This is a genomic window from Leptothoe sp. PORK10 BA2 (genome assembly GCF_034932105.1).
GTDB lineage: Bacteria > Cyanobacteriota > Cyanobacteriia > Phormidesmidales > Phormidesmidaceae > Leptothoe.
The window spans coordinates 1-23972 of the sequence record NZ_JAYGIG010000021.1 but is presented as its reverse complement, the minus strand read 5'-3'; the positions used below and the strand labels follow the sequence as shown (position 1 = coordinate 23972).

The 23972-nt window shown below is 53.3% G+C and carries 21 protein-coding genes; 13 read left to right on the top strand and 8 right to left on the bottom strand.

Features of this window, described 5'->3' with window-relative positions; genetic code table 11:
• The first annotated feature begins 115 nt into the window (after positions 1 to 115).
• The gene (gene gyrB, locus VB741_RS07960) at positions 116 to 2053 is read left to right on the top strand and encodes a DNA topoisomerase (ATP-hydrolyzing) subunit B (RefSeq protein ID WP_323364628.1); all 1938 of its coding nucleotides are present in this window, start codon (positions 116 to 118) and stop codon (positions 2051 to 2053) included.
• Between the two features lie 131 nt (positions 2054 to 2184).
• On the opposite strand, the gene VB741_RS07955 is transcribed toward gyrB, so the two are convergent.
• The 3 genes from VB741_RS07955 to VB741_RS07945 all read right to left on the bottom strand — a co-directional run bounded on the left by VB741_RS07955 (position 2185) and on the right by VB741_RS07945 (position 6026).
• Positions 2185 to 4008 carry an ABC transporter ATP-binding protein gene (locus VB741_RS07955; RefSeq protein ID WP_323364627.1) on the bottom strand — a complete coding sequence of 608 codons (1824 nt, stop codon included), beginning with the start codon at positions 4006 to 4008 and terminating at the stop codon, positions 2185 to 2187.
• Between the two features lie 62 nt (positions 4009 to 4070).
• Positions 4071 to 4715, bottom strand: coding sequence for an ATP phosphoribosyltransferase (gene hisG / locus VB741_RS07950; protein ID WP_323364626.1), 645 nt, complete (start codon positions 4713 to 4715; stop codon positions 4071 to 4073).
• A 63-nt stretch (positions 4716 to 4778) separates the two neighbouring features.
• Positions 4779 to 6026: a methionine gamma-lyase family protein gene (locus VB741_RS07945; protein WP_323364625.1), complete on the bottom strand. Its 1248-nt coding sequence runs from the start codon at positions 6024 to 6026 to the stop codon at positions 4779 to 4781.
• Between the two features lie 75 nt (positions 6027 to 6101).
• On the opposite strand from VB741_RS07945, the gene VB741_RS07940 reads away from it, so the two are divergent.
• Complete coding sequence (locus VB741_RS07940; protein WP_323364624.1) at positions 6102 to 6935, top strand: acyl-CoA desaturase; 834 nt, start codon at positions 6102 to 6104, stop codon at positions 6933 to 6935.
• 46 nt (positions 6936 to 6981) lie between these two features.
• On the opposite strand, the gene VB741_RS07935 is transcribed toward VB741_RS07940, so the two are convergent.
• Positions 6982 to 7407, bottom strand: coding sequence for a hypothetical protein (locus VB741_RS07935; protein WP_323364623.1), 426 nt, complete (start codon positions 7405 to 7407; stop codon positions 6982 to 6984).
• A gap of 748 nt (positions 7408 to 8155) precedes the next feature.
• On the opposite strand from VB741_RS07935, the gene VB741_RS07930 reads away from it, so the two are divergent.
• The gene (locus VB741_RS07930; RefSeq protein WP_323364622.1) at positions 8156 to 10099 is read left to right on the top strand and encodes a cation:proton antiporter; all 1944 of its coding nucleotides are present in this window, start codon (positions 8156 to 8158) and stop codon (positions 10097 to 10099) included.
• A gap of 210 nt (positions 10100 to 10309) precedes the next feature.
• Positions 10310 to 11542, top strand: a complete 1233-nt coding sequence (locus tag VB741_RS07925; protein ID WP_323364621.1) for a hypothetical protein — start codon at positions 10310 to 10312, stop codon at positions 11540 to 11542.
• Between the two features lie 19 nt (positions 11543 to 11561).
• On the opposite strand, the gene VB741_RS07920 is transcribed toward VB741_RS07925, so the two are convergent.
• From VB741_RS07920 to sfsA, 3 genes are all read right to left on the bottom strand, one after another.
• Positions 11562 to 12290 carry a PHP domain-containing protein gene (locus VB741_RS07920; protein WP_323364620.1) on the bottom strand — a complete coding sequence of 243 codons (729 nt, stop codon included), beginning with the start codon at positions 12288 to 12290 and terminating at the stop codon, positions 11562 to 11564.
• Positions 12291 to 12593: 303 nt separating this feature from the next.
• Complete coding sequence (locus VB741_RS07915) at positions 12594 to 12797, bottom strand: DUF2811 domain-containing protein (RefSeq protein WP_323364651.1); 204 nt, start codon at positions 12795 to 12797, stop codon at positions 12594 to 12596.
• 730 nt (positions 12798 to 13527) lie between these two features.
• Positions 13528 to 14244, bottom strand: coding sequence for a DNA/RNA nuclease SfsA (sfsA, locus tag VB741_RS07910; protein ID WP_323364619.1), 717 nt, complete (start codon positions 14242 to 14244; stop codon positions 13528 to 13530).
• A 128-nt stretch (positions 14245 to 14372) separates the two neighbouring features.
• Here sfsA and murJ point away from each other — a divergent pair, with 128 nt between their 5' ends.
• Positions 14373 to 15977 carry a murein biosynthesis integral membrane protein MurJ gene (gene murJ, locus VB741_RS07905; protein WP_323364618.1) on the top strand — a complete coding sequence of 535 codons (1605 nt, stop codon included), beginning with the start codon at positions 14373 to 14375 and terminating at the stop codon, positions 15975 to 15977.
• A gap of 45 nt (positions 15978 to 16022) precedes the next feature.
• Here murJ and VB741_RS07900 read toward each other — a convergent pair whose 3' ends face one another.
• Entirely contained in the window at positions 16023 to 16460 is a 438-nt protein-coding gene (locus VB741_RS07900; protein ID WP_323364617.1) for a hypothetical protein, read from the bottom strand.
• A gap of 380 nt (positions 16461 to 16840) precedes the next feature.
• Between VB741_RS07900 and VB741_RS07895 the strand changes: the two genes are divergently transcribed.
• From VB741_RS07895 to VB741_RS07860, 8 genes are all read left to right on the top strand, one after another.
• Positions 16841 to 17566, top strand: coding sequence for a hypothetical protein (locus tag VB741_RS07895; protein WP_323364616.1), 726 nt, complete (start codon positions 16841 to 16843; stop codon positions 17564 to 17566).
• 4 nt (positions 17567 to 17570) lie between these two features.
• Positions 17571 to 18575, top strand: coding sequence for an aromatic ring-hydroxylating dioxygenase subunit alpha (locus VB741_RS07890; RefSeq protein WP_323364615.1), 1005 nt, complete (start codon positions 17571 to 17573; stop codon positions 18573 to 18575).
• Positions 18572 to 19492, top strand: coding sequence for a ferritin-like domain-containing protein (locus VB741_RS07885; protein ID WP_323364614.1), 921 nt, complete (start codon positions 18572 to 18574; stop codon positions 19490 to 19492). Before VB741_RS07890 ends, VB741_RS07885 begins: the two co-directional genes overlap by 4 nt.
• Entirely contained in the window at positions 19485 to 20765 is a 1281-nt protein-coding gene (locus VB741_RS07880) for a P-aminobenzoate N-oxygenase AurF (RefSeq protein WP_323364613.1), read from the top strand. Before VB741_RS07885 ends, VB741_RS07880 begins: the two co-directional genes overlap by 8 nt.
• Positions 20749 to 21894 carry an aromatic ring-hydroxylating dioxygenase subunit alpha gene (locus VB741_RS07875; RefSeq protein ID WP_323364612.1) on the top strand — a complete coding sequence of 382 codons (1146 nt, stop codon included), beginning with the start codon at positions 20749 to 20751 and terminating at the stop codon, positions 21892 to 21894. The genes VB741_RS07880 and VB741_RS07875 overlap by 17 nt, the downstream gene beginning before the upstream one ends.
• Positions 21895 to 21899: 5 nt before the next feature.
• Positions 21900 to 22190 carry a 2Fe-2S iron-sulfur cluster-binding protein gene (locus VB741_RS07870; protein ID WP_323364611.1) on the top strand — a complete coding sequence of 97 codons (291 nt, stop codon included), beginning with the start codon at positions 21900 to 21902 and terminating at the stop codon, positions 22188 to 22190.
• Positions 22191 to 22337: 147 nt separating this feature from the next.
• Complete coding sequence (locus tag VB741_RS07865) at positions 22338 to 23354, top strand: aromatic ring-hydroxylating dioxygenase subunit alpha (RefSeq protein ID WP_442786319.1); 1017 nt, start codon at positions 22338 to 22340, stop codon at positions 23352 to 23354.
• 6 nt (positions 23355 to 23360) lie between these two features.
• On the top strand, positions 23361 to 23858 hold the full coding sequence (locus tag VB741_RS07860) for a sterol desaturase family protein (RefSeq protein WP_323364609.1): 498 nt from the start codon (positions 23361 to 23363) through the stop codon (positions 23856 to 23858).
• The last annotated feature ends 114 nt before the right edge of the window (positions 23859 to 23972 follow it).

The window sequence follows — 23972 nt, the reverse complement described above, 5'->3', positions numbered from 1 at the left end:
CACCTTCTCAAACCCATTCAGAATCCTTTTCAACGCCCTTGTGCTAGAATCCGGGGGCACAATTTCATTTCTAACGCTACTGCGGCTTTACGAGCGTCTTAGGAGATAGGAACGCATGACAACCGACTATGGTGCTGATCAGATTCAGGTGCTCGAAGGCCTGGAGCCTGTGCGCAAGCGACCGGGTATGTACATTGGTACTACCGGGCCCCGTGGTTTGCATCACTTAGTTTACGAGGTTGTTGACAACTCCGTTGACGAAGCTCTAGCTGGCTATTGTAAAAGCATTACCGTTGACCTCAACGCTGACGGTTCCGTCACCGTTACCGACGATGGACGGGGTATCCCCACCGATGTCCATTCCCGCACCGGCAAGTCTGCCCTCGAAACCGTCATGACCGTGCTCCATGCCGGAGGTAAGTTTGGCGGCGGCGGCTACAAAGTGTCCGGTGGCCTCCACGGGGTGGGGGTGTCCGTCGTTAACGCCCTGTCTGAACGGGTGGAAGTGACCGTTTGGCGGAACAAAAAAGAACATGTGCAGTGCTACGCCCGGGGAGAAGCCCAGGGCGAGCTAAAGGTCACAGACGGGGCCGGCAGTCGCACGGGCACCTCCGTGACCTTCAAGCCCGACAATCAGATTTTTACCGAGACCGTTGAATTTGACTACGCCACCCTGGCCGGTCGTTTACGCGAGCTGGCCTACCTCAATGCCGGGGTGGACATTACCTTCACGGATCATCGGCTGGAGCTACTCAAGTCGGATACCCCCAAGGTCAACCGCTACTACTACGAAGGGGGTATTCGGGAATACGTCGAATATATTAATAAGGACAAGCAGCCCATTCACCCCGAAATCATCTATGTCACCGGGGAGAAAAATGGGGTGCAGGTGGAAGCCTCGCTGCAATGGTGTGTCGATGCCTATTCCGACAACCTGATGGGCTTTGCCAATAATATTCGTACCATTGACGGGGGTACCCACCTAGAAGGTCTCAAGGCGGTGCTCACCCGCACCATGAACAACTTTGCCCGCAAGCGCAACAAGCGTAAGGACAGTGAGGCTAACCTGGCGGGGGAAAACATTCGTGAAGGTCTAACGGCGGTAATTTCCGTCAAGGTGCCCGACCCAGAATTTGAAGGCCAAACCAAAACCAAGCTGGGTAATACCGAGGTACGGGGCATTGTCGATTCGCTGATTGGGGAGACCCTAAGCGAGTATCTAGACTTCAATCCCGGTGTGGTGGATTCTATTCTAGAAAAAGCCATTCAGTCCTTTAATGCCGCTGAAGCGGCACGCCGAGCCCGCGATCTGGTCCGCCGTAAGTCGGTGCTGGAGTCTTCCACCCTACCTGGGAAGCTGGCGGACTGCAGCTCCCGCGACCCCTCTGAATCAGAAATCTTTATCGTTGAGGGAGACTCTGCGGGAGGTAGTGCCAAGCAAGGGCGCGATCGTCGTTTCCAGGCGATTTTGCCCCTGCGGGGTAAGATTCTCAACATTGAGAAAACCGACGATGCCAAAATCTATAAAAACAACGAAGTCCAGTCGTTAATCACGGCATTGGGTCTAGGTATTAAAGGCGAAGAGTTTGATGCATCCCAGCTCCGCTACCACCGCATTTGTCTGATGACGGATGCTGACGTGGACGGGGCACACATTCGCACCCTGTTGCTCACCTTCTTCTATCGCTATCAACGCTCCCTCATCGATCAGGGCTATGTGTACATTGCCTGTCCGCCGCTATACAAGTTAGAGCGCGGGAAAAAGCACACCTACTGCTATAACGAGCAGGAACTACAGCAAGGCATTCGGGAACTGCCTGAGAACGCCAAATATAACGTGCAGCGGTTTAAGGGCTTAGGTGAGATGATGCCGGTGCAGCTGTGGGATACCACCATGAACCCGGAAAGCCGCACCCTGAAGCGGGTCGAAATTGAAGATGCGGCTGAAGCAGAGCGCATCTTTACCATCCTGATGGGGGACCGAGTGGCTCCCCGCCGTGAGTTCATCGAGACCTACGGCCCCAAGCTCAATATGGCAGACTTGGATATCTAATTTTGATGGGCATCGACCGTCGGGAATTAAGTCGGGAAATCCTGCTAGGTGGGGAATTAGGAGCCAGAAGCTATTGAGGCCCTGAGCCCTGGCTGCTGAATACTGTCTTTTTTCACGTCTGGGCCAATGGACTACTGACCCAGCATCTGTAATTTATAGAGGCTGGCATACAGTCCATCTGAGGCTAATAGCTGCTCATGGCTGCCCTGTTCCACCAGATGTCCGTGCTTCAACACCAAAATCCGATCCACATTGCGAATGGTGGATAACCGGTGGGCAATAATAATCGCTGTGCGATCTGCCAGCAGGGTATCCAACGCTGACTGAATCCGGGCTTCGGTCCCCACATCCAAATTGGCGGTGGCCTCATCCAACACCAGGATGCCAGGATTTCGAATGGCGGCGCGGGCAAAGGCCAGCAGCTGTTTCTCGCCACCGGAGAGATTGGTGCCCCGTTCCCGGAGAATGGTGTCGTAGCCCTGGGGGAGCTGCTCGATAAAGCTGGCGACGTTGGTAGACTCGGCGGCGTGGCGAATCTGGGCGGGGGTGTAGTCTTCGCCGAGGGTAATGTTGCTGCTGATGTCCCCGGAAAAGAGAAATCCATCTTGCAAAATAATCGCCATGCGTTGGCGCAAATCTTCCTGGGCTAAGTTTCGAATATCTACACCATCGAGTAGAATCTGGCCGTCACTAACTTCGTACAACCGGCAAAGCAGGCGAATAATGGAGCTTTTACCTGCGCCCGTGGGCCCCACTAGGGCGACTTTTTCCCCTGGGCGAATGGTGAAGTCGAGATCCCGGAGGACGTATTCGTCCGCTTTATATCCAAAGGAAACATGGTTAAACCGAATCTCACCGGGGAGGACATTGCCCTGTTTATCGATGGGTTCCGGGAGTACGGCTGGGTTGTCAATATCTCGGATGTCGATGGGTTCATCGAGCAGGTCATTCAATCGTTCAACGGCGGTAAATCCGGCTTGGATGGCAGTGAACTTATCGGCAAACTGGCGCAGGGGCTCAAACAACCGCTGGGCAAAGAGAATAAAGGTGGTGAGGGTGCCGATTTCCAGGTTCTTTCCCAGGACCAGCCAGCCACCGAAGCCGAGGACACTTGCGATCGCAACCAGGGCAATCCATTCCAACGTTGCCGACACCGCCGAGTCATAAAAGATCGTCTGATCCACAGCCATCACGTAGCGTTGGTTGGTGTTGCGAAACAGATTGGCATTAAAGCTTTCGCGCCGGAACAGCTGCACCACCTCAATGCCAGCGATGTTCTCCTGCAGGTTAGAGTTGAGCACCGACAGTTCCTCTCGGGCCTGGTAGTTGGCTTTTCGATACTGCTGCTGAAAATAAATAATGATCGCCGTGACGGGCACCAGCAACAACATCAACATCAGGCCCAACCGCCAGTCAATCAGCAGCATAAGCACCACCGACACCACGATGGAGAACAGATCGCTAAAAATGCCGATAGCTCCAGTGGAAAACACGTCCCCCAGGGCATTGACATCACTGGTTAAGCGGGTAATCAGTCGGCCCACGGGGGTGCGATCAAAAAATCGCATGGAGAGGGCGGTGACATGGCGAAACATGTCATTGCGGATATTGTAGGTGATATCTTGCCCCACCTTTTGCACTAAATAACTCTGCCAGCCGTCCAGGGCGAGCCGGGTGCCAATGCACAGCAGCAACAGCAGAATCAAAATATTCAAACCGTCCTGTAACGGTCGAGCGGCCAAAAAATTCCAGGCCCCTGATTCCTGATTAATTAAGGAAATGGCCTGGCCAATGAGGACCGGTTGCAGGGCCTGGGCAAAGGCCAGGGGCACCAGCAGGAGCAGCGGTAAAACCAGATGCTTTTTCTCTCGCAGGATGTAGGGCAGGAGACGCTGGAAAAGCTGCCAGTCATAGCCTGAACCCTGCTTTCGGGGAGTTGCTGAAGGAGAAGTCATGGAGTGGGAGGGGAGCGGTGGGGGAGCGATAGCTTACCAGCAAACTACTGGCGATAACTTACCTAGGCGGCCACCATCACCTGCTGACGGATCAAATCAACATAGTCACTGAGGTTGTCCACATTGAGGCGATAGCTTAGGGGGTGGGCCACCAGGCGGGCGGTGCTTTCAAATAGCACCTCCAGTTCCATCAGGTTGTTTTCCTTCAGGGTGCGTCCGGTGGAGACCAAGTCCACAATGGCTTCGGACATGCCTGTGATGGGGCCTAACTCCACGGAACCGTAGAGGGGAATAATCTCCACCGGCAGGTCAATGCTTTGGAAATAACGGCGGGCGCTGTTGACAAATTTGGAGGCGACGCGGCAGTGGGGGGGAAGTTCGAGGGCGGAGCGATAGGGTCCGTCCTGCTTGACGGCAACGGAGAAGCGGCAGCCGCCAAATTTTAGATCCGCCAGCTGGGCCACATTGGGTTCTTTTTCATAGAGCACGTCATAGCCGACAATGCCGAGCTGGGCCTGGCCATATTCCACATAGACCGGCACATCCTGGGCTCTGACTAATAGTCCTTTGGCGCGACCGCTGCTTTCGGTAATTTGTAGCTGCCGGTTGCTGCTGTCTAGAAATGCACTAAAGTCCAGGCCGGCCCCTTGTAGCATGCGGATGGTGTCTTTGAGCAGCGAGCCCTTGGGGAGTGCAACGGTAATCATTTGGGGCGCGGGTAGGTAGGGGGATGGGTCTAGGGGAGGGTGTCTAGCTTAAGTGTATCTATTCTAACCAGATGCTGGCCCAATCGCTTGGGCGGCGGCTTCGGCTGCGATCGCAACATGGGTCCAATGGGTCCCCCCCTGACAATAGACCACGTAGGGCTCCCGCAGCGGTCCATCGGCAGACAGTTCCGAGGTACTGCCATCAATAAAGGTGCCTCCGGCCATCACCAGCTGACTGTCATAGCCGGGCATGGCCGCAGGCACCGGCGCCACATAGGCTTCAACGGGGGAATGTTGCTGAATCGCTTGGCAGAAGGCGATCAGTTTATCCGGGTCGGCCAGCCGGATCGCTTGAATCACATCCCTCTGGGGGGCATCGACGGCGGGGTTAACACCATAGCCCAGCTGACTAAACATACTGGCCAAGAGAAAATTCCCCTTGAGGGCTTCCCCCACCATCTGAGGAGCCAGGAATAGACCCTGGAACAGGAGCCGATTTTGATTCAACGTGGCCCCGCCCGAGCTACCAATACCCGGTGAGGTGAGGCGACAGGTGGCCGCTTCCACCAAATCGGCCCGCCCCGCCACATAGCCCCCGGTGGTGACAATGGTCCCCCCCGGATTTTTAATCAGCGACCCCGCCATCAGGTCCGCACCGACCGCAGTGGGCTCCCTGGTTTCCACAAACTCGCCGTAGCAATTATCCACAAAGCAAACCGTGTTGGGGTTTTGGGCCTTCACCGAGCGGACAATCCGACCAATGTCATCAATCGTGAGACTAGACCGCCAGCTGTAGCCGCAGGACCGTTGGATTAGGACCATTTTGGTCTGGGGCCCCAGGGCCGTATCCAGACCGGACCAATCTACGGTGTTGGCCGCCGTCAGGGGCAGCTGTCGGTAGCTGATGCCAAAATCCTTCAGGGAGCCTTGGAGTGCCCCTTGGCCATTTCCCCGCACACCAATCACTTCTTCTAAGGTGTCATAGGGGGCCCCCGTCACCGCCAACAGCTCATCGCCCGGGCGCAGCACACCAAAAAGGGCACAGGTAATGGCATGGGTGCCCGACACAAACTGCACCCGCACCGCAGCCGCCTCCGCCTCCACCAAAGTGGCAAATACCCGATCTAAGGTTTGCCGTCCCAAATCATCGTGACCGTATCCTGAAACCCCTGAAAAATGGTGCGTTCCTACGTTATGGGTGTGGAAAGCCGCCAAGACTCGCGCAATATTTACCTTGACCTGGGAGTCAATTGCGTAAAAAATCGGACATAGTACTTGCTCTGTCGGCTGCAGTGTCTTCAGACTATTCACTTGCTTATTTGGGCTAATTACGCGGCCTTTAATTGTGGCGCAAGTCGGTCCCCATGTTAACGCTGAGATTTTTACATGACTGTTGCAAACGTTCCCAAGCCTCCGATTAACTGGCCTACAACGGTCTTTATGATCGCTGTACACCTCATTACTTTGCTCGCCTTTTTACCCGCCAATTTTAGCTGGAGCGCTGTAGCCGTAGCGCTTTTTTTACATTGGATCACTGGCTGCCTGGGAATTACCCTGGGCTGGCATCGCCTAGTGGCCCACCGCAGCTTTACCACCCCTAGGTGGCTCGAATATTTCTTTGTTTTATGTGGTAGCCTGGCCTGCCAACATGGCCCCATCGAGTGGATTGGTCTCCATCGCCATCACCACGTCCATTCCGACCAAGCCATCGATCACCACAGTTCGACCAAGGGCTTTTGGTGGAGCCACATGGGTTGGATTTTCCACGAAGTTCCAGCCGATAGCGATGTGCCCCGGCTGACCAAAGACATTGGCAGTGATCCGTTTTATCTATTCTGTGAAAAGTACTTTCTGCTCATGCAGGTTGGCCTGGGGGTGCTGCTCTATGCCGTCGGTGGCTGGTCCTTTGTGCTCTGGGGAATTTTTGTCCGTCTCGTGGCGGTCTACCACTGTACTTGGTTTGTGAATAGCGCTACCCATAAGTTTGGCTACCAGACCTACGATGCTGGCGATTATTCCACTAACTGCTGGTGGGTGGCTGTGCTCACCTACGGTGAGGGCTGGCATAACAACCACCACGCGTTTCAGTTCTCAGCCCGCCATGGTTTGAAATGGTTTGAAATCGATGTCACCTGGATGATCATTCAGTTTCTATCTAAGCTAGGGCTGGCCACTAAGGTGAAACTACCGAAGCCAGAAGAAATCATCTTATCTGCCTAGTGCTGGTCTCTCATCTGGCCCCCGAGGCTTGGTCCTCATACTCTGCCTAGCGTCGTGATGTCAGCAAGGCACCCACGGCCAAACCGGCGATCAACACGGCTAGAATTCTAAAGGAGGTGGACAGGAGCAGCAAAAATCCTGCAATCCCTAGCAATGTAACGATGACTATTAGCAGACCCAGCCAGCTAGATGCGGGTAGCTGGCTATATTGCCTCCATTGGCGTCCCGTCCATCGCCACAGCCGACGGTAAGGGTGAGCGCCCGAGAGTTGCTCTAGACCAAACCCATTGTCTCGGATCACATAAATTTGCTGGCAGCGATCGCAACCGAACGCTTCAGTGAGCGTAATACCCTGGATCGTCCCCCGATGTCGGCAGGTGGGACAAGGATAGACTTCGTTCAAATCTATCTTCTGTACTAGCTTTTGAGAACGCAGGGCGTGGTCTTTGAAAAAATGACGATGGCGCAGCACTAGCTTGAAGAGAAGGGGCTAAGAATGGGAGGCAAATGTTAAGACCCTAGACAGGTAGACACTAGCAAGCTGGAACTCGAAGGTCCCAACTAAAAACTTGATATGGAAGCGGTTGATCATATTGTCCCTACTTCCAAACTTAGCCATTACCCAGGGGAATGCAAGTAATTGTTAAGATCGATTTTAGAGTTGACACAGACTGTAATGTTGTCTGACTTCAATACTATCCATTGAAAAAAAATACTCCAGCTTGGTCAGCAGATTCACCGTTTTCAAAGGACTCCCATTAATATGTGTATGCGGGCTATTCGTTTTAGTCGCCAGTGACGGCAGCCAGTCTGCCTAGCTTGTTCACTAAAACTTTTGTCCCAATATGACATTCGCCCTTGGTATAGCTACCGGCGGTTTGATTGTCGTATCTCCTTATAACTCCTGTGATTTGGGTGGCTTCAGGCCACCCTTTTTTTTGCTCAGCTAGGGTAGGTCCGCAGGTATGCGCGCCTACCATGCCAGGGTCTTTCCTGCTGCTCAACGCATTAGATGCTAGATTAAGAATTTGAAAGTATCTGGATGCTAAACCACGTCTAGGTTGAAACCTGTCCTATTTCCTAGGGAAAATGATCGGGTTGGGTGTGGGCAAGGCTGATATGGGCTTTATGAAAGCTATCGTCGTTATTTCCCTAATTTGCCTGTAGCAGCGTTTTATTGTCTAGGTTTTGCCCCTGAGGCAGCCGCCACAACTTAGCCAATGGCCACCCCGTTTGATATCACTCTGCAAATAGTATTAGCGGTCCTAGCCGGTATCACAGCCCAGGTCGTCGCTGAATATTTGCGGTTACCCAGCATTATTTTTCTGCTTAGTTTGGGGGTGGGGTTAGGGCCTGACGTACTGGGTGTGATTGAGCCCAAGGTCCTCGGCAGCGGTTTAGAAGTAATTGTTTCCCTCTGTGTCGCCCTCATCCTGTTTGAAGGCGGCCTCAACTTAGAGCTGAAAGAGTTAGGCCAGGTATCCGGCAGCCTCCGCAATCTGATTACCATCGGCACCTTTATTACGTTGCTCGGCGGTGGCATGGCGGCCCATTGGTTTGGCGAATTTCCCTGGCCGTTGGCCTTTCTCTATGGCTCCCTGGTGGTGGTCACCGGCCCCACCGTGATTACGCCGCTGCTACGCCAGGTGCAGGTAGAGAGAAAAGTGGCCACTCTCCTGGAGGGGGAAGGGGTGCTGATCGACCCGGTGGGGGCGATTTTAGCGGTAGTAGTGCTAGATATTTTGCTCAATGGCGACACCGATGTGGGGTTTATTGTCGGCGGGTTGGCCCAGCGTTTGAGCATTGGCGCCATGATTGGCGGCCTAGGCGGGGCCCTGCTAGGGCAATTTCTAAAACGGGCGGATTTTTTGTCGGAGGAGTTACGTAACCTGGTGGTTTTGGCCAGTGTGTGGGGATTGTTTGGCTTTGCTCAAAGCGTCCGGAGTGAATCTGGCCTGATGGCCACCGTCACCGCTGGTTTAGTGTTGCGCGCCCTGTCAGTGCCAGATGAGCGACTGCTATTGCGGTTTAAGGGGCAGCTAACCGTTTTCTCCGTATCGGTGCTATTTATTTTGCTGGCGGCGGATCTGTCCATTGCCAGTGTCTTTGCCCTAGGCATCGGTTCGGTGTTCACGGTGCTGGCCCTGATGCTATTGGTGCGGCCCCTGAATATTTATGCCTGTACCCTGAATAGCGATTTGAACTGGCGGCAGAAACTATTTTTGAGCTGGATTGCCCCCAGAGGAATTGTGTCGGCTTCCGTGGCCTCTTTATTTGCCATTTTGCTCACCGAGCGGGGGGTGAACGGGGGGGACTCCATTAAGGCTTTGGTGTTTTTGACCATCATCATGACGGTGTTTATCCAGGGCCTGACAGCGCGGAGTGTCGCTAAGTTTTTGGGCATTACCCAGGCCGATGCCACTGGGGTGGTGATTGTGGGCTGTAATCCCATTGGCCGCCTGGTGGGGCGTTTGTTCAGTCAGCATGGGGAGTCGGTGGTAATGTTTGACACCGATGAGGCGGCCTGTGAGCTGGCCCGTCAGGATGGCTTACAGGTGTATCTGAGCAGTGCCCTAGATGCGGAGCTATTGGATGAAGCTGGGTTGAGTTCGATTGGCACATTTCTGGCTCTGACCACCAATGGAGAGGTGAACTCTGTGGTAGCAGAACGGGCAGCGGAAGAGTTTCAGCCCCCCCGGGTCTTGGCGATTTTGCCCCGCAGCGATGCAGAACCCGAACTAAAGCCGAATGGCAAGGGAGGTAAGGTGACCTCCACTCCCCTGGCGATTAAGATCTGGAATACCTATTTGAATGATGATGCGGCGGAGATGAATATCACCCAGCTCCAGGCTGAAGACTTTGAAAAACAAAGGGATCGGCTGGATCAGCTGATTGCCATTGGGGATCTGCTGCCCATTACCCTGCAGCGCAATGGCAAGCTAGATGTGGTGTTGGGACCGGGGACATGGCAACCGGGGGATACGGTGACTTACCTGATGCATGATCCGACGCCGCAGCTGCTCAAACGCCTGTCTGGGGGCAAACGGACCGGGCGCTTGGTGACAGGCACCCTGCCGCCCCTGCCGGCCAGTGAGCCTGCCAGTGAGCCTGCCAGTGAGCCGGCGGACCAGGATAATCCTTCCAGTGGGCTGCAACCGTCATGACGGTGGTGTTTTCTGGGTTGAGAGGGGTGCGATCGCACCCTTCCCTGCTACAACAACGCAACAAATTGTCTATCCTGATCTCAGGGTTAAACCAAAACCGTCGTTGATCGCCGTCTAAAAAGTTGACCGTAAACTTCCCGGTTTCCTGATTTTTCTTTACTGATTAACCCAGTGCCTCGATGCACTGGTAAATAGTGCTTTAACTGTGCCATGTCTACTACCCCTAAGCTAATCTCAACCGGTGCCGCCACTGCAAACAGTATTCTGCAGCTGCTTAAACGGCTAATCACGAGCTCCTATGGCGTGGCCGCCATCGCCTCCCTGAGTTTTCACGGCGCCATGTTTGCGGCGGCCCCTCGTTTTTTCTCTGCATCCTTTGCCGCTTTTGGCGATGACGGTGGGACGGCTGAGGAGCGGACGGTGCCCCTAGTTACCCTGTCTCCAGCTGAGCAGGGACGGCTACCCAACTTCAATCTTCCCTCCGTGCCCCCCATTCCCAACTTTCCATCGGTCACGTCCTCTGGGAGTTTACCCAACGCCACCTCCCTGACCCTGCCTGGTGCTAGTGCCTTCAACCGATCCAGTAATTCGAACCTGTTTGATCGGAATGGCAATCGTACCAACCGTTCATCTGTCGGCTCCTTGAATAACCGTCGTCTCTTCAATAACCCCCACAGACTTGCCACCACCAATCCTCCCTCTAGATCAGGCCAAAGCAGTAATGGCCGAACAGCTCGTATTCGGAATATTCCGCCCCCGCCTGGGGACATTGGTCAAAGGACTGAAAGAAACTTAGAGGCCGAATTAGAAGTTGAGCGCCGGGCGGCGGCGGCGGCCGCTGCGCGAGCTGAAGCGGAGGCCGCCGCGGCTGACGCACCAGGGCTGGAGCCACTGCCAGACCAATCGGAGGGTGGTGCAGAGACGGGAGCAGAGCGTGAGCCCTCAGGTTCTGGGTCTGAGGATATAGCGAGCAATGGGGCTACAGCAGACGGAGAACTGACGGCCCTGGAACGGTTGCAGGCTAAGTTCAAGTACGATCCGGCAGACACCTCAACGGAGGAGGCTAACGCATCGTATACAGCGTGGTTAACCCCATCGGCAGACGAGAGTGAACCGACAGACGAGGATGAACCAGAGGCAGAAATACCGACAGCAGCTGAGGCAGGGGTGATTGAACTTGAATCACTAAATCTGTGTGTTGAAAAACCACCCCAAAATGGGTTGGTGGGTGTGCAGGTTGCCCCTGATGGTACTCCGGATGAGCCAATCATTTTTCTTAGCACTGGCTACGACTATCTTAACCAGGCAGCCCTAGATCAGTTATCGCAGGCGGAGTTTCCTGCAACGGAGACCCCAGTACGCTATCCCTTCGAAGTGAAAGTGAGCTACGACGCTGAGACCTGCCAAAGCAGTGCGGATATTATCAATACGGCACAAAATTAAGCCATGCAGTGCGATGGCCCTACATCCGACGGGTGAGGGTCATGCCATGGCTATCGGTACCACAGGTGCTAAGTAAGTTGTGGGCCTTGGCCAGGGACTGAACCCGCTCAGTTTTATCGGGGGTGGGTCGCCATTCGGGGGGATGATCGTAGGCATAGTAGGTTTCTACGCCATCAATACCCAGGGCGGCGGCGGCGGGAATTAGGTCTTCGGGGGATTCGCGATATCTGACTGGGTGGGCCAAGACAGCGATACCTCCTGCGGCTTGAATCGCCTGAATGACTAATTTTGCCTGGCGATCTTGCCCCATGGGAGCCGCTCCCTGCAAATAGTGTTTGAGGGCCGCATGGTTGGGATTAAAGGCATAGCCCAGGATATGGACGTCCACGTCCAGCAGGCTAGAGGTGATTTCCACCCCGCACCACAGCCTGGGTAGTTTTCTTTTTGAGTGACTGGATGACCAGCTAGATGGGTGGGTCCAGCGCCAATTTTCTAACCATTGGCAGGCTGTCTCATAGCCCTGAATGGTGTGGTGGTCAGTGATGGCAAACCCCTTGAGCTGCAATTGGATAGCTTGCTCCATCAAACCGCCGGGGCTGAGCTTCCCGTCGGAACAATGGGTGTGCATATGGAAGTTGTAGTGCCGTGGGCAGCTATGGGCCGTAACCTGCTGGAAAATATCTTTTAATTCTTCCGCAGATGGGCTGGTGGGATAGCTAGTGTTGAGTTTGGCGGAGGGCTCAGCCATATATAGAGCTAAAAACTATTGCAGCATGATACTAATATACCCAAGTCTCCTAGACTGGCAGGACTTAAGTGCTTGCAAATTCTAGACTTGCAAGCTGGGGGGATGTCTCTTAAATAGTTTAGTCCTTTTGTTATGTGTATTATTTAACGCTGATGAACTGTTTTCCCTGAATCAGTGATGGTTTGCCCAGGCCATCTCCCCGTCAGGGAAGAAAGAATTTACTGATTTTCTTAAATAACCTCTCCCGCTCCCATGGGCCTTGCTCAAGATATTCGAGAACATTGGGCCCATGGCTGGGGGCGATTATGCAGTTCTAGGCAGCGCCTTGGACGGCGCAATTGGGGTGTAATTGAACAGGGTGTCTAGATAAACCCTGGATGTGCGTCGATCGCTCTCCCCGTTTTGCATGAGGAATAATGACAGGGCTGCTGAAAATACCCGATCTTGATCCCAGGCAGGGTGTTGTTCCAAATATCCTGCAGGGCAAACGCATACAAAAGTACATATCTCAACAAGCCTCTATTTGGCCATTTTATTGAGAATAGTGTCATTAAGAAGAGTCTTATTGAGAAAAAGCTGATGAACATTAGTGTCGTGAACGCCTGCTTGCGCTACATATAGCGTGTTAAGAAACGTATGCGTTTGCCCTGAAATATCCTGTGAGAGCTTCATGGAGTTCCTCAGGAATCTCCGCCAGGATACTAACAGTCGTTTTCATGGGTGGGAAAACCTCAATAGTGGCATCACGTCCGGGGTGAGAACTGGCCCATGCGTTTACGGCAAGACATGCCGAAATCGCCCATAGCCAATTCAAAGTGAAGTGAATGGCGTTGGGAGATTGGACATGGGATAACCCAGAGGTGGTCAGGTAATTTTGCGGATGGGGCGGAGGGTTGTCAACGCCAAGATGATTGACCTAGGGGCGATGGAGAAATCTTGAAGAACGCAAACAATAGGGTTTAGGCCTTGTTTTTGTTGCATTACGTTACGTTTAAACGGCATCTTCTCAGATTACTTTTAGGGTCGACCCTATCCCCAGAATTGGAATAGCTGTTAGTTCTTCGTAGAAACCTGTGGAAAACCTGTGGAAAACCCCCTTTACTCTGTGGATAACTTGTGGATTCCATGGGGAAAAGTCTAGGGAAAGATAAAAATCTATTTCATTGCTAAAAGGTATTGAGGATCACAGTGGAGTGGTATTGAAAAATATGACTACCTGGGTGTAATCACGGATAGGTTAAAAGTCTAGCTGGGCTAAGCCGATGTATTGGATGCCGTTGGGGGAGATGTCAAACCGGCAGGGTAGGACCTCAACCCCGGCTGCGATCGCACTTCTCAATAGCTGGCCATACTGCGGATCGGCGCTATCCCCTGGGGCAAAGCGGTCACAGTCCCCTCGGTTGATGAAATACAGCATGACTGCCCGGCTTTTGGGCACTAGGTCGGTAAGTTCCCGCAGGTGCTTTTGGCCTCGGGTGGTGACAGTATCTGGAAAAAGACAGAGGCGTTCCTGGGCCCAGGTGGAATTTTTCACTTCTACATAGATGGGGCGATCGGCGGTAGTTAATAAAAAGTCGATGCGGCTGTTTTCGCCGTAGGGCACTTCTCGCTTGAGGGTGTCGTAGGGTTCTAACTGCTTAAAGATATGCTGTTCGAGGGCGGCTTGAACGACCTGATTGGGCAGGGCGGTATTCACTCCGACCCAGGTGGGACCGTTGTCCTGGACCTCCGCTAGCTCCCAGGTGTAGGCCAGTTTGCGTTTGGGGTTATCACTGCGGGAGACCATGACGCGACCGCCCACATGGCACACCCCGGTCATGGGGCCTGTATTGGGGCAATGGGCGGTAATGGTCTCCCCCGAGCTCAGTTCGATGTCGGCCATAAAGCGTTTGTATCGTTTGAGCAGGGTGCCTGCCAGCAGCGGTGGGAAGGTGTGAACCTGGATGGGGGTCATGGATGGGGGACTCCTGAGTGATTTTTGGCTTTTTTATGGGCTGGGGATGTGTCACTGTAGTTTGTGGCTGGGCCAGTTTACGGTTGGTCACGGGCATCGGTAGTTAAGTATTTAGGGTTGAACATCTAGTGACGAAACGTTCCTTAGCGGGCATTGCCGGAATTGTTGCGATCGCAACCCTAATCAGTAAAGTGTTTGGCCTCGTGCGCACCCAGGCCATTGCCGCCACTTTTGCCGTGGGCCCGGTGGCGGACGCCTACGGTCTGGCCTATGCCATTCCCGGCTTTTTGCTGGTGCTCTTGGGGGGCATCAACGGCCCTTTCCACAGTGCCATTGTTCGGGGTGTGGCCAACCGCAAAAAAGATGAAATTGCCCCCCTGGTGGAAACCATTACCACCCTAGTCGGCATCGGTCTACTCTGCGTGACCGCCGCCATCGTCATCTTTGCCCCCGCCATTATCGGCATCCTGGGCAATCGCCTGAGCGAAAATACAGCCGCCGGGGCCATCACCCGTGATATTGCCATTTTGCAACTGCGCATTATGGCCCCCATGGCCATGTTCGCCGGGCTGATTGGCATTGGCTTTGGCACCTTAAATGCCGCTGACCACTACTGGCTACCCTCCATTAGCCCGCTATTTTCCAGCAGCGCCGTTATCCTGTCCCTGGGGGCAGTATTTTTCACCCTGGGGGACAAAATTTCCGAGCCCCGCTATGCCCTGGTGGGCGGGGCCGCCCTAGCCGTCGGCACCTTGGCCGGAGCAGTATTGCAGTGGTTGGTGCAAGTGCCCGTCCTCTGGAAACAAGGATTAGGCAAATTACGCCTGCGGTTTAATACCCAGGACCCCGCCGTCAAAGATGTGCTGCATGTCTTAGGCCCCGCCACCTTTTCCTCCGGCATGATGCAAATCAACGTGCAGGTGGATCTGTTTTTCGCCGCCGCCTTGCCCGGTACCATCGCCGCCCTCGACTATGCCAATCTTCTGGTACAGACGCCCCTGGGGATTATTTCCAATGTAATTTTGGTGCCCTTTTTACCCATCTTTGCCCGGTTGGCCGACCCGATACATTGGGATGAACTGAAGCAGCGTATCCGCCAAGGACTGATGCTCACGGCCGTCACCATGCTGCCCCTGAGTGCCATATTTATCACCCTGGCCTTACCCATGGTGCGGGTGGTATATGAACGGGGAGCTTTTGACAAAAATGCCTCCCAACTGGTCACCTCCGTCCTCATTGCCTATGGTGTTGGCATGTTTGTGTACCTAGGGCGGGACGTTCTAGTGCGGGTGTTTTACGCCCTGGGCGATGGCGACACCCCCTTTCGCATCAGCCTGGCCAATATCGGCCTGAATGCCCTGCTGGATTATCTACTGATCAATCGCTACGGGGCTCCGGGGCTGGTGTTGGCCACTGTTGGAGTCAACCTGGTGTCCATGGTAGCCCTGCTGATCTGCCTATCCCGCAAAATCAATGGCCTACCCTGGTTAGACTGGGCAAAACCGTTGGTATTACTGATTCTGAGTAGTGTCCTATCGGGCACCGCCGCCTGGGGCAGCCGGTTGGGATTAGAAACCTGGCTTGGCACAGAAGGCTTTTTCGTCAATCTGATCGTTTTATGTGGAGCCGGAGCCATCAGTCTTGGGGTATTTGTCCTGGCCGCATTAGCCCTCGGCATTCCCGAAGCCAAGATGGTGCTCCAACAGCTGCAGGCAAAATTGCTCAGACGTTAGCTCAGCAATTTATCCGGTCCCAGCCCTGATCTCTGGCTGGATCGGTTAACAATTTGGGCAGTTCTGTAGCTGTTCCAGTTTTGCCGGGTCTTTGAGCACCAGGGTCCGTCCCTTTACGGTGTAGGCTTCACCCACATAGCCCGTACGGTCAAATAGAATTTGGTGAATATGCTGGTCTAGCTCGACCGGGTCTTGAATGCGGCTGCGATAATGTTCTTTAATTTCATATTCAATCCCCAGGCCGCCCATGAGGTCATGCAGTTTGGTCTCATCCCCACTCATGAGGGCGTTTCGGGCCTCTGGATTTTGCCAGACTTTACTCACCACTGAGTAGGGGACTCCCCCCAAGGTAATTGTCCCAGCGATAAACAGGACAACGCCAGTGCTAATGGCCATGATGGTGCCAAACAGCGCCACGATAGCTGCATTTCCAATGGTTTTTTTCGACTTTTGCCGAGCTTGGACAGATCGTAGTGAGTACATAGGGTCGAAATTTTGAGAGGGCGGAGGCTCCTTCTAAATTAGCGAGTCGTTAGAAAAAGCACTGGGGGCTGTCCGTGACTTTATATAAGCTTTATAAAAAAAACGTTAAGCCATCCATGAAATCAGCAGCGATTTTTTAAGAGGGAACTTCGTCTAACTACGCTGCACTACCTGTAGATACCTAGGCAGTGACATCAATTCCAGAGCATCATTGCCCATTCTCCTAAGAATCGGGCTAACTATAGCTATAGTTCTGCGCCCATTGTTCACCCGATAGATGATGCTTGAAAGCCATAGATGGCAACAGCTATGGGCGGCGCAATCGGCTGCCAGCCTGCAGCCAACTGCCATACCATTCAGATACCGCTGAGTTTTAAGCCATGCTCCATTCCCAACTGGTTTCCATATCCACCCTCAGTGATGACGATCGTGGGGCGATGTATCATCTACTCACCCATCACTTTCAGGGTGTCACCTCAGATATCTTTGCCCAGGATTTAGCCCATAAAAATTGGGTGATTTTAATCAAAAACAAACAGTTACAACTCAAAGGATTTTCCACCTTGCAACTGTATGATGTCTCCATTCATGGTGAGGACATCGGTCGCGAGGACATCAGTGTTGTTTACTCGGGTGACACTATTGTTGATCCCACTGCTTGGAGCAGTGCCACCCTGCCCCGGGCCTGGATCCAGTCGATCAATCAGCTGCGCTGCCCCAATAAACGTCTCTTTTGGCTGTTGATTTCTTCAGGATTTCGCACCTACCGACTCTTACCCACATTTTGGCAAGTGTTTTATCCCCGCCATGATCAATCCACCCCGGAAGCCATGCAACAACTGATGCATACCCTGGCTCAGCAACAGTTTGGTGCTGCCTATGATCGTGAAACCGGCATTGTTCGCTTTCCTCATCCCCAGAAACTGTCACCCATCCTCGGCACCATATCGCCAGAGCGCCGTAGGGATCCCCACATTCACTTTTTTGAGCAGACGAATCGAGGCCATAGCCAGGGAGATGAGCTGGTGTGTCTGACGGAGATATGTGCCGATAACCTCACAGCGGTAGGTCGGCGCATGTGGTTTGGTCGTAGTTTAGCGGCATAGGGCCATGCAGAGTCAAGCTGTCTTTAACCAAGCTGATCGGTTTGTGGAAGGATGGCATTGGGCTATGCCTGGGCGCGACTTGCGAGCAGGACAGGTTAAACCCCTCAGCCTGATGGGAAAAGATTTGGTTTTGTATCGCGATCGCACTCATAAAGTTGTTGCCTTAGACGGTTACTGTCCCCACATGGGGGCGGCCTTGGCGAGGGGGAACGTGCAGGGAAACAATCTCCGTTGTCCATTGCACCACTGGCAATTCGATCCGCAGGGACAATGTGTTGAGATTCCCATCTGTGGTGAGCATGGTGACATGATGGCTGAGACCAAGATCCGTTCATGGCCCACGGCGGAACACTATGGCCTGATTTGGGTCTGGACGGGGGATCGCCCCAAGCATCCTCCGCCCCATGTACCTGAACTAGCCAGTGTGGACTGTGATGTGGTCCTCAGCTATCGCTTTGAGCGAAACTGTCACCCCAATGTGTTGATGATCAACGCCATTGATGCCCACCATTTTAACTCGGTCCATAATCTCCCCCTAGAGGTGAAGTTCAAGGTGCAGGCCCTGAAAGATAATGCCCTGTGTTTAGACAATGTGACCCGTGGAGGGGAAGCTTCTCGATTTGTCAAACTGATTCGCCCTTTCTATAGGAACGAAGTCACCTACAAGATGTGTTACTGGTATGGCAGCACGGGCACAGTCACCGTTGGCCCAGACTTTTTTCACTTTCACATTATGTTTGCCCTGCGGCCCATAGCGGGAGGACGCACCGAGGGTTGGACCGTGCTGATTACTCCTAAGCGCTTTGCAGGCAGACTGATTAATCCTCTGGTGCTGTGGATTACGCGACAGGTGGCAGCCTACTTCGCCACCGGCGATATTCAAGTCTTTCAAGGGATTCAGTTTGACTTTAAAAATCCCCTACAGGCGGATCAATCCATTTTGCAATTTGCCCACCATGTAAATCGACAACAGGCTTTGAGCTGGGGAGATTGGAGGAGCATTCCATGAAAACAGAGTTGTCCACAGTGGGCTTTAATCTGCCAGATTTGGCCCAGGAGAACAAGACAAATCGCATCTTAGCCGCTGCCTTGGGGGAGCGAGGCATGGCGGCGGCTCCCACGGACGATATCTCTCCCATCCACTGGGAAGCCGGTTATTTTGACCTAGATCGGGTATCCATCTTTCAAGGAGCGAGGGCATTGGAACAGCAACAGATTTTATCTCAGCTCAACCAGGATCTGTTGCAGGAGTCCATCCACATTGAGCAGGCAGGGGTGGGCTATATGGCCAAGATGGTGCTGATGGCAGAAAGCAACCAGGAATGCATGCTCTACGCTCTCTTTTCAGCGGATGAGACGATGCATCTGGCCCAGCTCAAGCCCTATGGTGGTAACCCTACAACAGACGCTGCCACCGATCCTTTTTTGCAATTGCTGGCTGAAATTGTCGAAAGTATGGATAAAACCGTTCTTCTGTTTGTGCTCCAGGTGGTGTTGGAGGGGTGGGGGCTGACCCACTATCGCCAGTTGGCCAGGGGGTGTATTAACCTACAACTCAGGGACTTATTTCAGAGCTTTTTACAGGCGGAGTCACGGCACCATGGGGCGGGCGTCACCCTATTTCGCCAGGCTGATCTATCAGCCCCTAGTCAAGCGGCCATTGTGGATTGTTTAGCCATGTTTTTGCAGATGATCCGGGTGGGGCCGCAGAGGGTGTTGGGTGCGATCGCAACCCATAAAGGCCATCTCTCTCGCCCCCAACGCATTCAAATCCTGCAACAGTTGGACACCGTTGCCCATAGCCACCAACGGCTGCAGCTGTTGAAGTCAATCATGGCCCAAACTAGTGCCACCATTGTTGACGAACTAGAACAGAAAGATCTATTTACCCCACTGAGTCCAGAGGAGGCTGCGAGCTATGGTTAGGGAGTTATATACAACAAGAGTTAAGGGGCAGGGGGAGCAAGGGTGGCAGGGAGAGGACATATCTTCCGGGGTTATCACCTTGGGGAAACCTTTACAACGCAGGTTGGAGATTAATTGTCGGCGTAATCAACAACAGGATCATACCCAGCTATTAGATCAGGCGGGGCAGGCTTTTAACTATGGTGACTGCAGCGATAGCTATTGGAATCCTGAGGAGTTTTCTCTGTTCTACGGCACCCCTTTGTGGGACCAGGCTAGTGAGTATCAGCGCACTGTCCTAAACCAGCTCTATTGGGTGGCCTATTATTCACAAATTATCTCCGCTGAGATTGCCACGATCTTTTTTAACCAGACCAGTGCAGCGGCCCTCTATGCCCATGAAGGATTTCGGAGCATTTGTGATATGTTGGACCTGGAATCTTCCCAGGAGCGAGCTCACATCAGTGCTTTTCGGGCCGTGGCGGAACAGACGGAACAGGCACTGTTGGGGAAACGGTTGTTTAGTTATCCCATGCGGGGGCCGTTTACGGAAACCATGATCTTTGCGGATACTAATCAGTTAAAGCGTTGGTGGAAGCAGTTGCAGCTGCAAGCGTTTGGGCTGATGTCCTCTAGCAACAGCTTTCTTGCTTGCCAGTATTTTACGGTGCGGGGGCTGCGCACCCTGAACGGCAAGCTGGTGCAGCATCAGCTGAGCCGCTACTACCAGCAATATGACGACCCGGAGCATGCCCCCATACCCTCAAAAATCTCGTTCTATCACTTTATGGATGAGAGTTTTCATTTTAATAGTTCTACCCTGTTGTCCCATGAGGTGATGCGCTGTTTGCCTCCACCCACTAAATTTGAGACATGGGTGGCCAATCTAGGGATTCGGGGTTGTCAGCAGGATCATCGCCAGTTTTCGGTGGCGGTGAATGGGATTTTCTGGCACGATCCGGCGTTGTATTTGAAGGTGTATGAACTGTTGCGATCGCACATCTTCGCCATGGATGACCGAGAGGCCCAAGCCATGATGCAAGACTGTTTTACCCAAGAGTCCGCAGGTTTACACCACAGCTATCGCACCCATCAAGAAGCCATGGCCTCCTACCGGGTATATCTGGAACCCTTGGACTACGTGTGGCCAGGTAATCGGGCCATGGCCATTATGGAGCGGGCCTCGATTGAGGGATATGTGCAGACCCAGAAAAAAGCCTTAACCCGATTTTTTCACGGATTAAATGGGTTAAATATGGAGGTGGGAACAAGTGACTATGACAACCCTATTTAACAATTGGGATATTGTTGCCAAGGGGTGGTATCTGGTGACGGCATCGAAGGAAATCCCCAGGTCAGCGGTTAAATCCTTCAATATCTGCGGTCAACGGATTGCCATCTTTCGTGGCAGCGATGGGCAGGTGCGGGCCCTGGATGCCTATTGTCCCCACATGGGTACGGATCTGGGCATTGGCAGCGTGGATGGCAATCAGGTGCGCTGTTTCTTTCACCACTGGGCCTTTGATGGCAAGGGACAATGCCAAAATATTCCCTGTCAGGACCAGATTCCCCCTGGGGCCAAGGTGCAGTCCTATGCCACGGAAGAAAAGTACGGCTTTATTTGGATCTATCCCGACACCGTGGCACCGACAGCGGTGGCTGAGTTTGACGAACTTAAAGGACAAGAGCTGGCGGTGGTGGCCGATCGCCCCCTCACCCGCCAGTGCCACCATCATATTTGTATGATCAACGGCATTGATGTGCAGCATCTCCAGACGGTGCATCACCTGCCGGTGAATTTGGAGCTGTCGCTGCATCAGGCAGGGGAGCAGATTGACTTTACCCTCAGCGGTGAGTTTCTCAGTACCAACTGGCGGGAGCGTTTAGGTCGGGCGATTTTAGGCCCCCGCTATGCCTACTCCATGCGCTATGCCCATGGTTGTTTGGGGCTCCTGACCATGATGCAAGAGGTGCGGTGGATGCCTCAATTGCACATGGTCTATGCCTATCGACCGACGGAGTCTGGTGAGACATTTATTCAGCCGATTTATGTAACGAGGAAACGACCGGGAATCTTGGGGTGGGTGATCACCCACCTGCTGCTGTGGCTAACGCGGCTGAGTTACTACGCTCTGCGGGGGGAGGATGGAAAGATCTATGACAATATTCGCTTTAGTACGGAGCGTTTGCTGCCGGTGGATGCACCGATTTCTCACTACGTGAAGTATGTGAATGGGCTGGTGGCTTCAAGGTGGTCGAACCCACTCTGCGAGAAGCCGCGAGAACCTCTACACCCTAAATCCCTCACCCTTGAAAGAGAGCCTGTAACAACGGAAACTTTGATGCCCCAGCCTATGCTATCGGCCGCAAAAAGTTGTAACCTAAACCCCCCTTCTCCCCAGGGAGAAGGGGCCGGGGGATGAGGGCCATGTCTTGTCAGATCTCTTTCCCTAACAGCGCATACGATCCCTTAACCCTGGATCTCCACACCCCCCTAGCCAATGAGCTGACTGTCCAAAACTCCCCCATTCTCTTTGGTTGTCGCACAGGTATTTGTGGCACTTGCCTGGTGACTATCACCGGAGACATTGCGCCTCCCAATACTGAAGAACGAGAGCTGTTGGACATATTAGCCCCCGATTGTCTCAATGCGCGTCTGGCCTGCCAGATTGATCTCACCCACGATCTGGAGATTTGCCCCTATGAGATCAAAATGTAATCCGCCAAATATTATCCGCAATTCTGGCTGATGGCGACTGATGTTGGCAGGCAGGCACAAGGCGAAACCCCGATCTAATCCCTCTCCTTTTTCTCTTCATGAAATCTTACTGTCCCCCATTCTATGGCACCTTCTATTACCATACCTATTGGGTTTGAAGACTTTTGGTACGTTGTTGCCCTGAGTGAACAGCTAAAGCCAAAGACGGTTTTGCAACGCACTGTTCTGGATGAATGGCTGGTGATTTTTCGCGGTGCGCATGGGCAACCTGTCGCATTCAGGGATCGCTGCCTGCATCGCCACACCCGTCTATCAGGAGGCAAGGTGGATCAAGGACAGCTAACGTGCCCTTACCATGGTTGGCGGTATGACCAAACTGGTCATGTGGTCCATATCCCCGCAGAGGGGGAAACGTTTACGCCCAGTCCCAATCGCTGTGCCAAGGTCTACGACACCTGCGAACAGGATGGCTATGTCTATGTGCGTCTGCGGGGAGCCTTAGAAACTCAGCCCTTTGCTATGCCCCATTACGGTGAACCGGGTTGGGCAACGGTGCGGGTGATCAATCGCTTTGCTAATGGCGTTACCAACTGTGCGGAGAACTTTATCGACATTCCCCATACGGTGTCAGTACATCCCGGCATCTTTCGCACGGCGCGACAACAACAGCTGACGATGACCGTGGAACGCTGCCAGGGAAAGGTGACGGCTACCTATGGCCAGGAGACCAACAACCTGGGCTGGTCTCGCTGGTTTCTGAATCCCCAGGGCCATGAAATCTATCATCGGGATGCCTTCCATATGCCTAATGTCACCAGCGTGGAGTACACCATCGGTCCCCATCGTCGCTGTTTTATTACCAGCCAGTCAATTCCAGAACGGGAGAATTCTACTCTGGTGTATACGGATGTGACCTTTAACTATGGCATCTGGAACCAGTTGGCAAAACCGTTGGTGCGGTGGATGGCCCAGCGGATTATTGATCAGGATATGGAGGTGTTGGGGGTGCAGGGGGATGCGATCGCAAAATACGGCACCCACTTCCACCACACTCCAGCGGACACCATCCACGTCTATGTCGAATCCATCCGCGAGGCCATTGCCGCCGGCAAAGATCCCCGCACGTTGCCCGATAAGTCCACCGAAGTCACCTTTTGGGTGTAGGCCACCATGATCATATTTGGTACGTTTGTTCTGCTAGTCAGTCTCACCGCTTACCATAGCTGGTCAGAACTCAAGCAAAAATCCATGGCTGACTGGATTATAGATACAGCGGGTCTATGGGTGCAGGGCCTGCTAATTCCCCTATGGCAGCTCACCCTCCTACAAGGGTTGTACCAGCAACTATTTTCCGGCTGGCACCATAGTCTGGTGTTGCCCCCGGTGATTGCCTTTGTCCTCAGCTTTGTGGGGGTGGATTATTTGTACTATTGGAACCACCGCTTGCTCCATAGTCCCTGGGGATGGTTTGCCCACCGGGTCCACCATACGGTGACCACCATGGATGTGTTAGGCACCTCTCGGAATACCCTGTGGAGTAGTTTTTTGCTGGTGTATCTGTGGGGGCATGGGCTGTTGATCTATCTATTGGCTGACCCGACAGCCTATGTCCTGGGGATGAGTCTGACTGCAGCTCTGGATTTGTGGCGGCATAGCCAGCAATTATAAATTCAAAATGTAATATTTGATACAGACGCGCGTGCCCAGTAAATGGGTTTTAAGAAATAGTTGAAACCTAGCGTGTGGGTCGGGTGCATCTCTATGGAAAATATCGGCATCAGC

Bases quoted from the DNA above. Each gene is read 5' to 3' on its own strand.
- VB741_RS07895 (WP_323364616.1), top strand. From the start codon at position 16,841: ATGCTCCATTCCCAACTGGTTTCCATATCCACCCTCAGTGATGACGAT.
- VB741_RS07955 (WP_323364627.1), bottom strand. From the start codon at position 4,008: ATGACTTCTCCTTCAGCAACTCCCCGAAAGCAGGGTTCAGGCTATGAC.
- hisG (WP_323364626.1), bottom strand. From the start codon at position 4,715: ATGATTACCGTTGCACTCCCCAAGGGCTCGCTGCTCAAAGACACCATC.
- VB741_RS07885 (WP_323364614.1), top strand. From the start codon at position 18,572: ATGAAAACAGAGTTGTCCACAGTGGGCTTTAATCTGCCAGATTTGGCC.
- VB741_RS07930 (WP_323364622.1), top strand. From the start codon at position 8,156: ATGGCCACCCCGTTTGATATCACTCTGCAAATAGTATTAGCGGTCCTA.
- VB741_RS07880 (WP_323364613.1), top strand. From the start codon at position 19,485: ATGGTTAGGGAGTTATATACAACAAGAGTTAAGGGGCAGGGGGAGCAA.
- VB741_RS07925 (WP_323364621.1), top strand. From the start codon at position 10,310: ATGTCTACTACCCCTAAGCTAATCTCAACCGGTGCCGCCACTGCAAAC.
- VB741_RS07860 (WP_323364609.1), top strand. From the start codon at position 23,361: ATGATCATATTTGGTACGTTTGTTCTGCTAGTCAGTCTCACCGCTTAC.
- VB741_RS07870 (WP_323364611.1), top strand. From the start codon at position 21,900: ATGTCTTGTCAGATCTCTTTCCCTAACAGCGCATACGATCCCTTAACC.
- VB741_RS07940 (WP_323364624.1), top strand. From the start codon at position 6,102: ATGACTGTTGCAAACGTTCCCAAGCCTCCGATTAACTGGCCTACAACG.
- VB741_RS07890 (WP_323364615.1), top strand. From the start codon at position 17,571: ATGCAGAGTCAAGCTGTCTTTAACCAAGCTGATCGGTTTGTGGAAGGA.
- VB741_RS07900 (WP_323364617.1), bottom strand. From the start codon at position 16,460: ATGTACTCACTACGATCTGTCCAAGCTCGGCAAAAGTCGAAAAAAACC.
- sfsA (WP_323364619.1), bottom strand. From the start codon at position 14,244: ATGACCCCCATCCAGGTTCACACCTTCCCACCGCTGCTGGCAGGCACC.
- VB741_RS07875 (WP_323364612.1), top strand. From the start codon at position 20,749: ATGACAACCCTATTTAACAATTGGGATATTGTTGCCAAGGGGTGGTAT.
- gyrB (WP_323364628.1), top strand. From the start codon at position 116: ATGACAACCGACTATGGTGCTGATCAGATTCAGGTGCTCGAAGGCCTG.
- VB741_RS07920 (WP_323364620.1), bottom strand. From the start codon at position 12,290: ATGGCTGAGCCCTCCGCCAAACTCAACACTAGCTATCCCACCAGCCCA.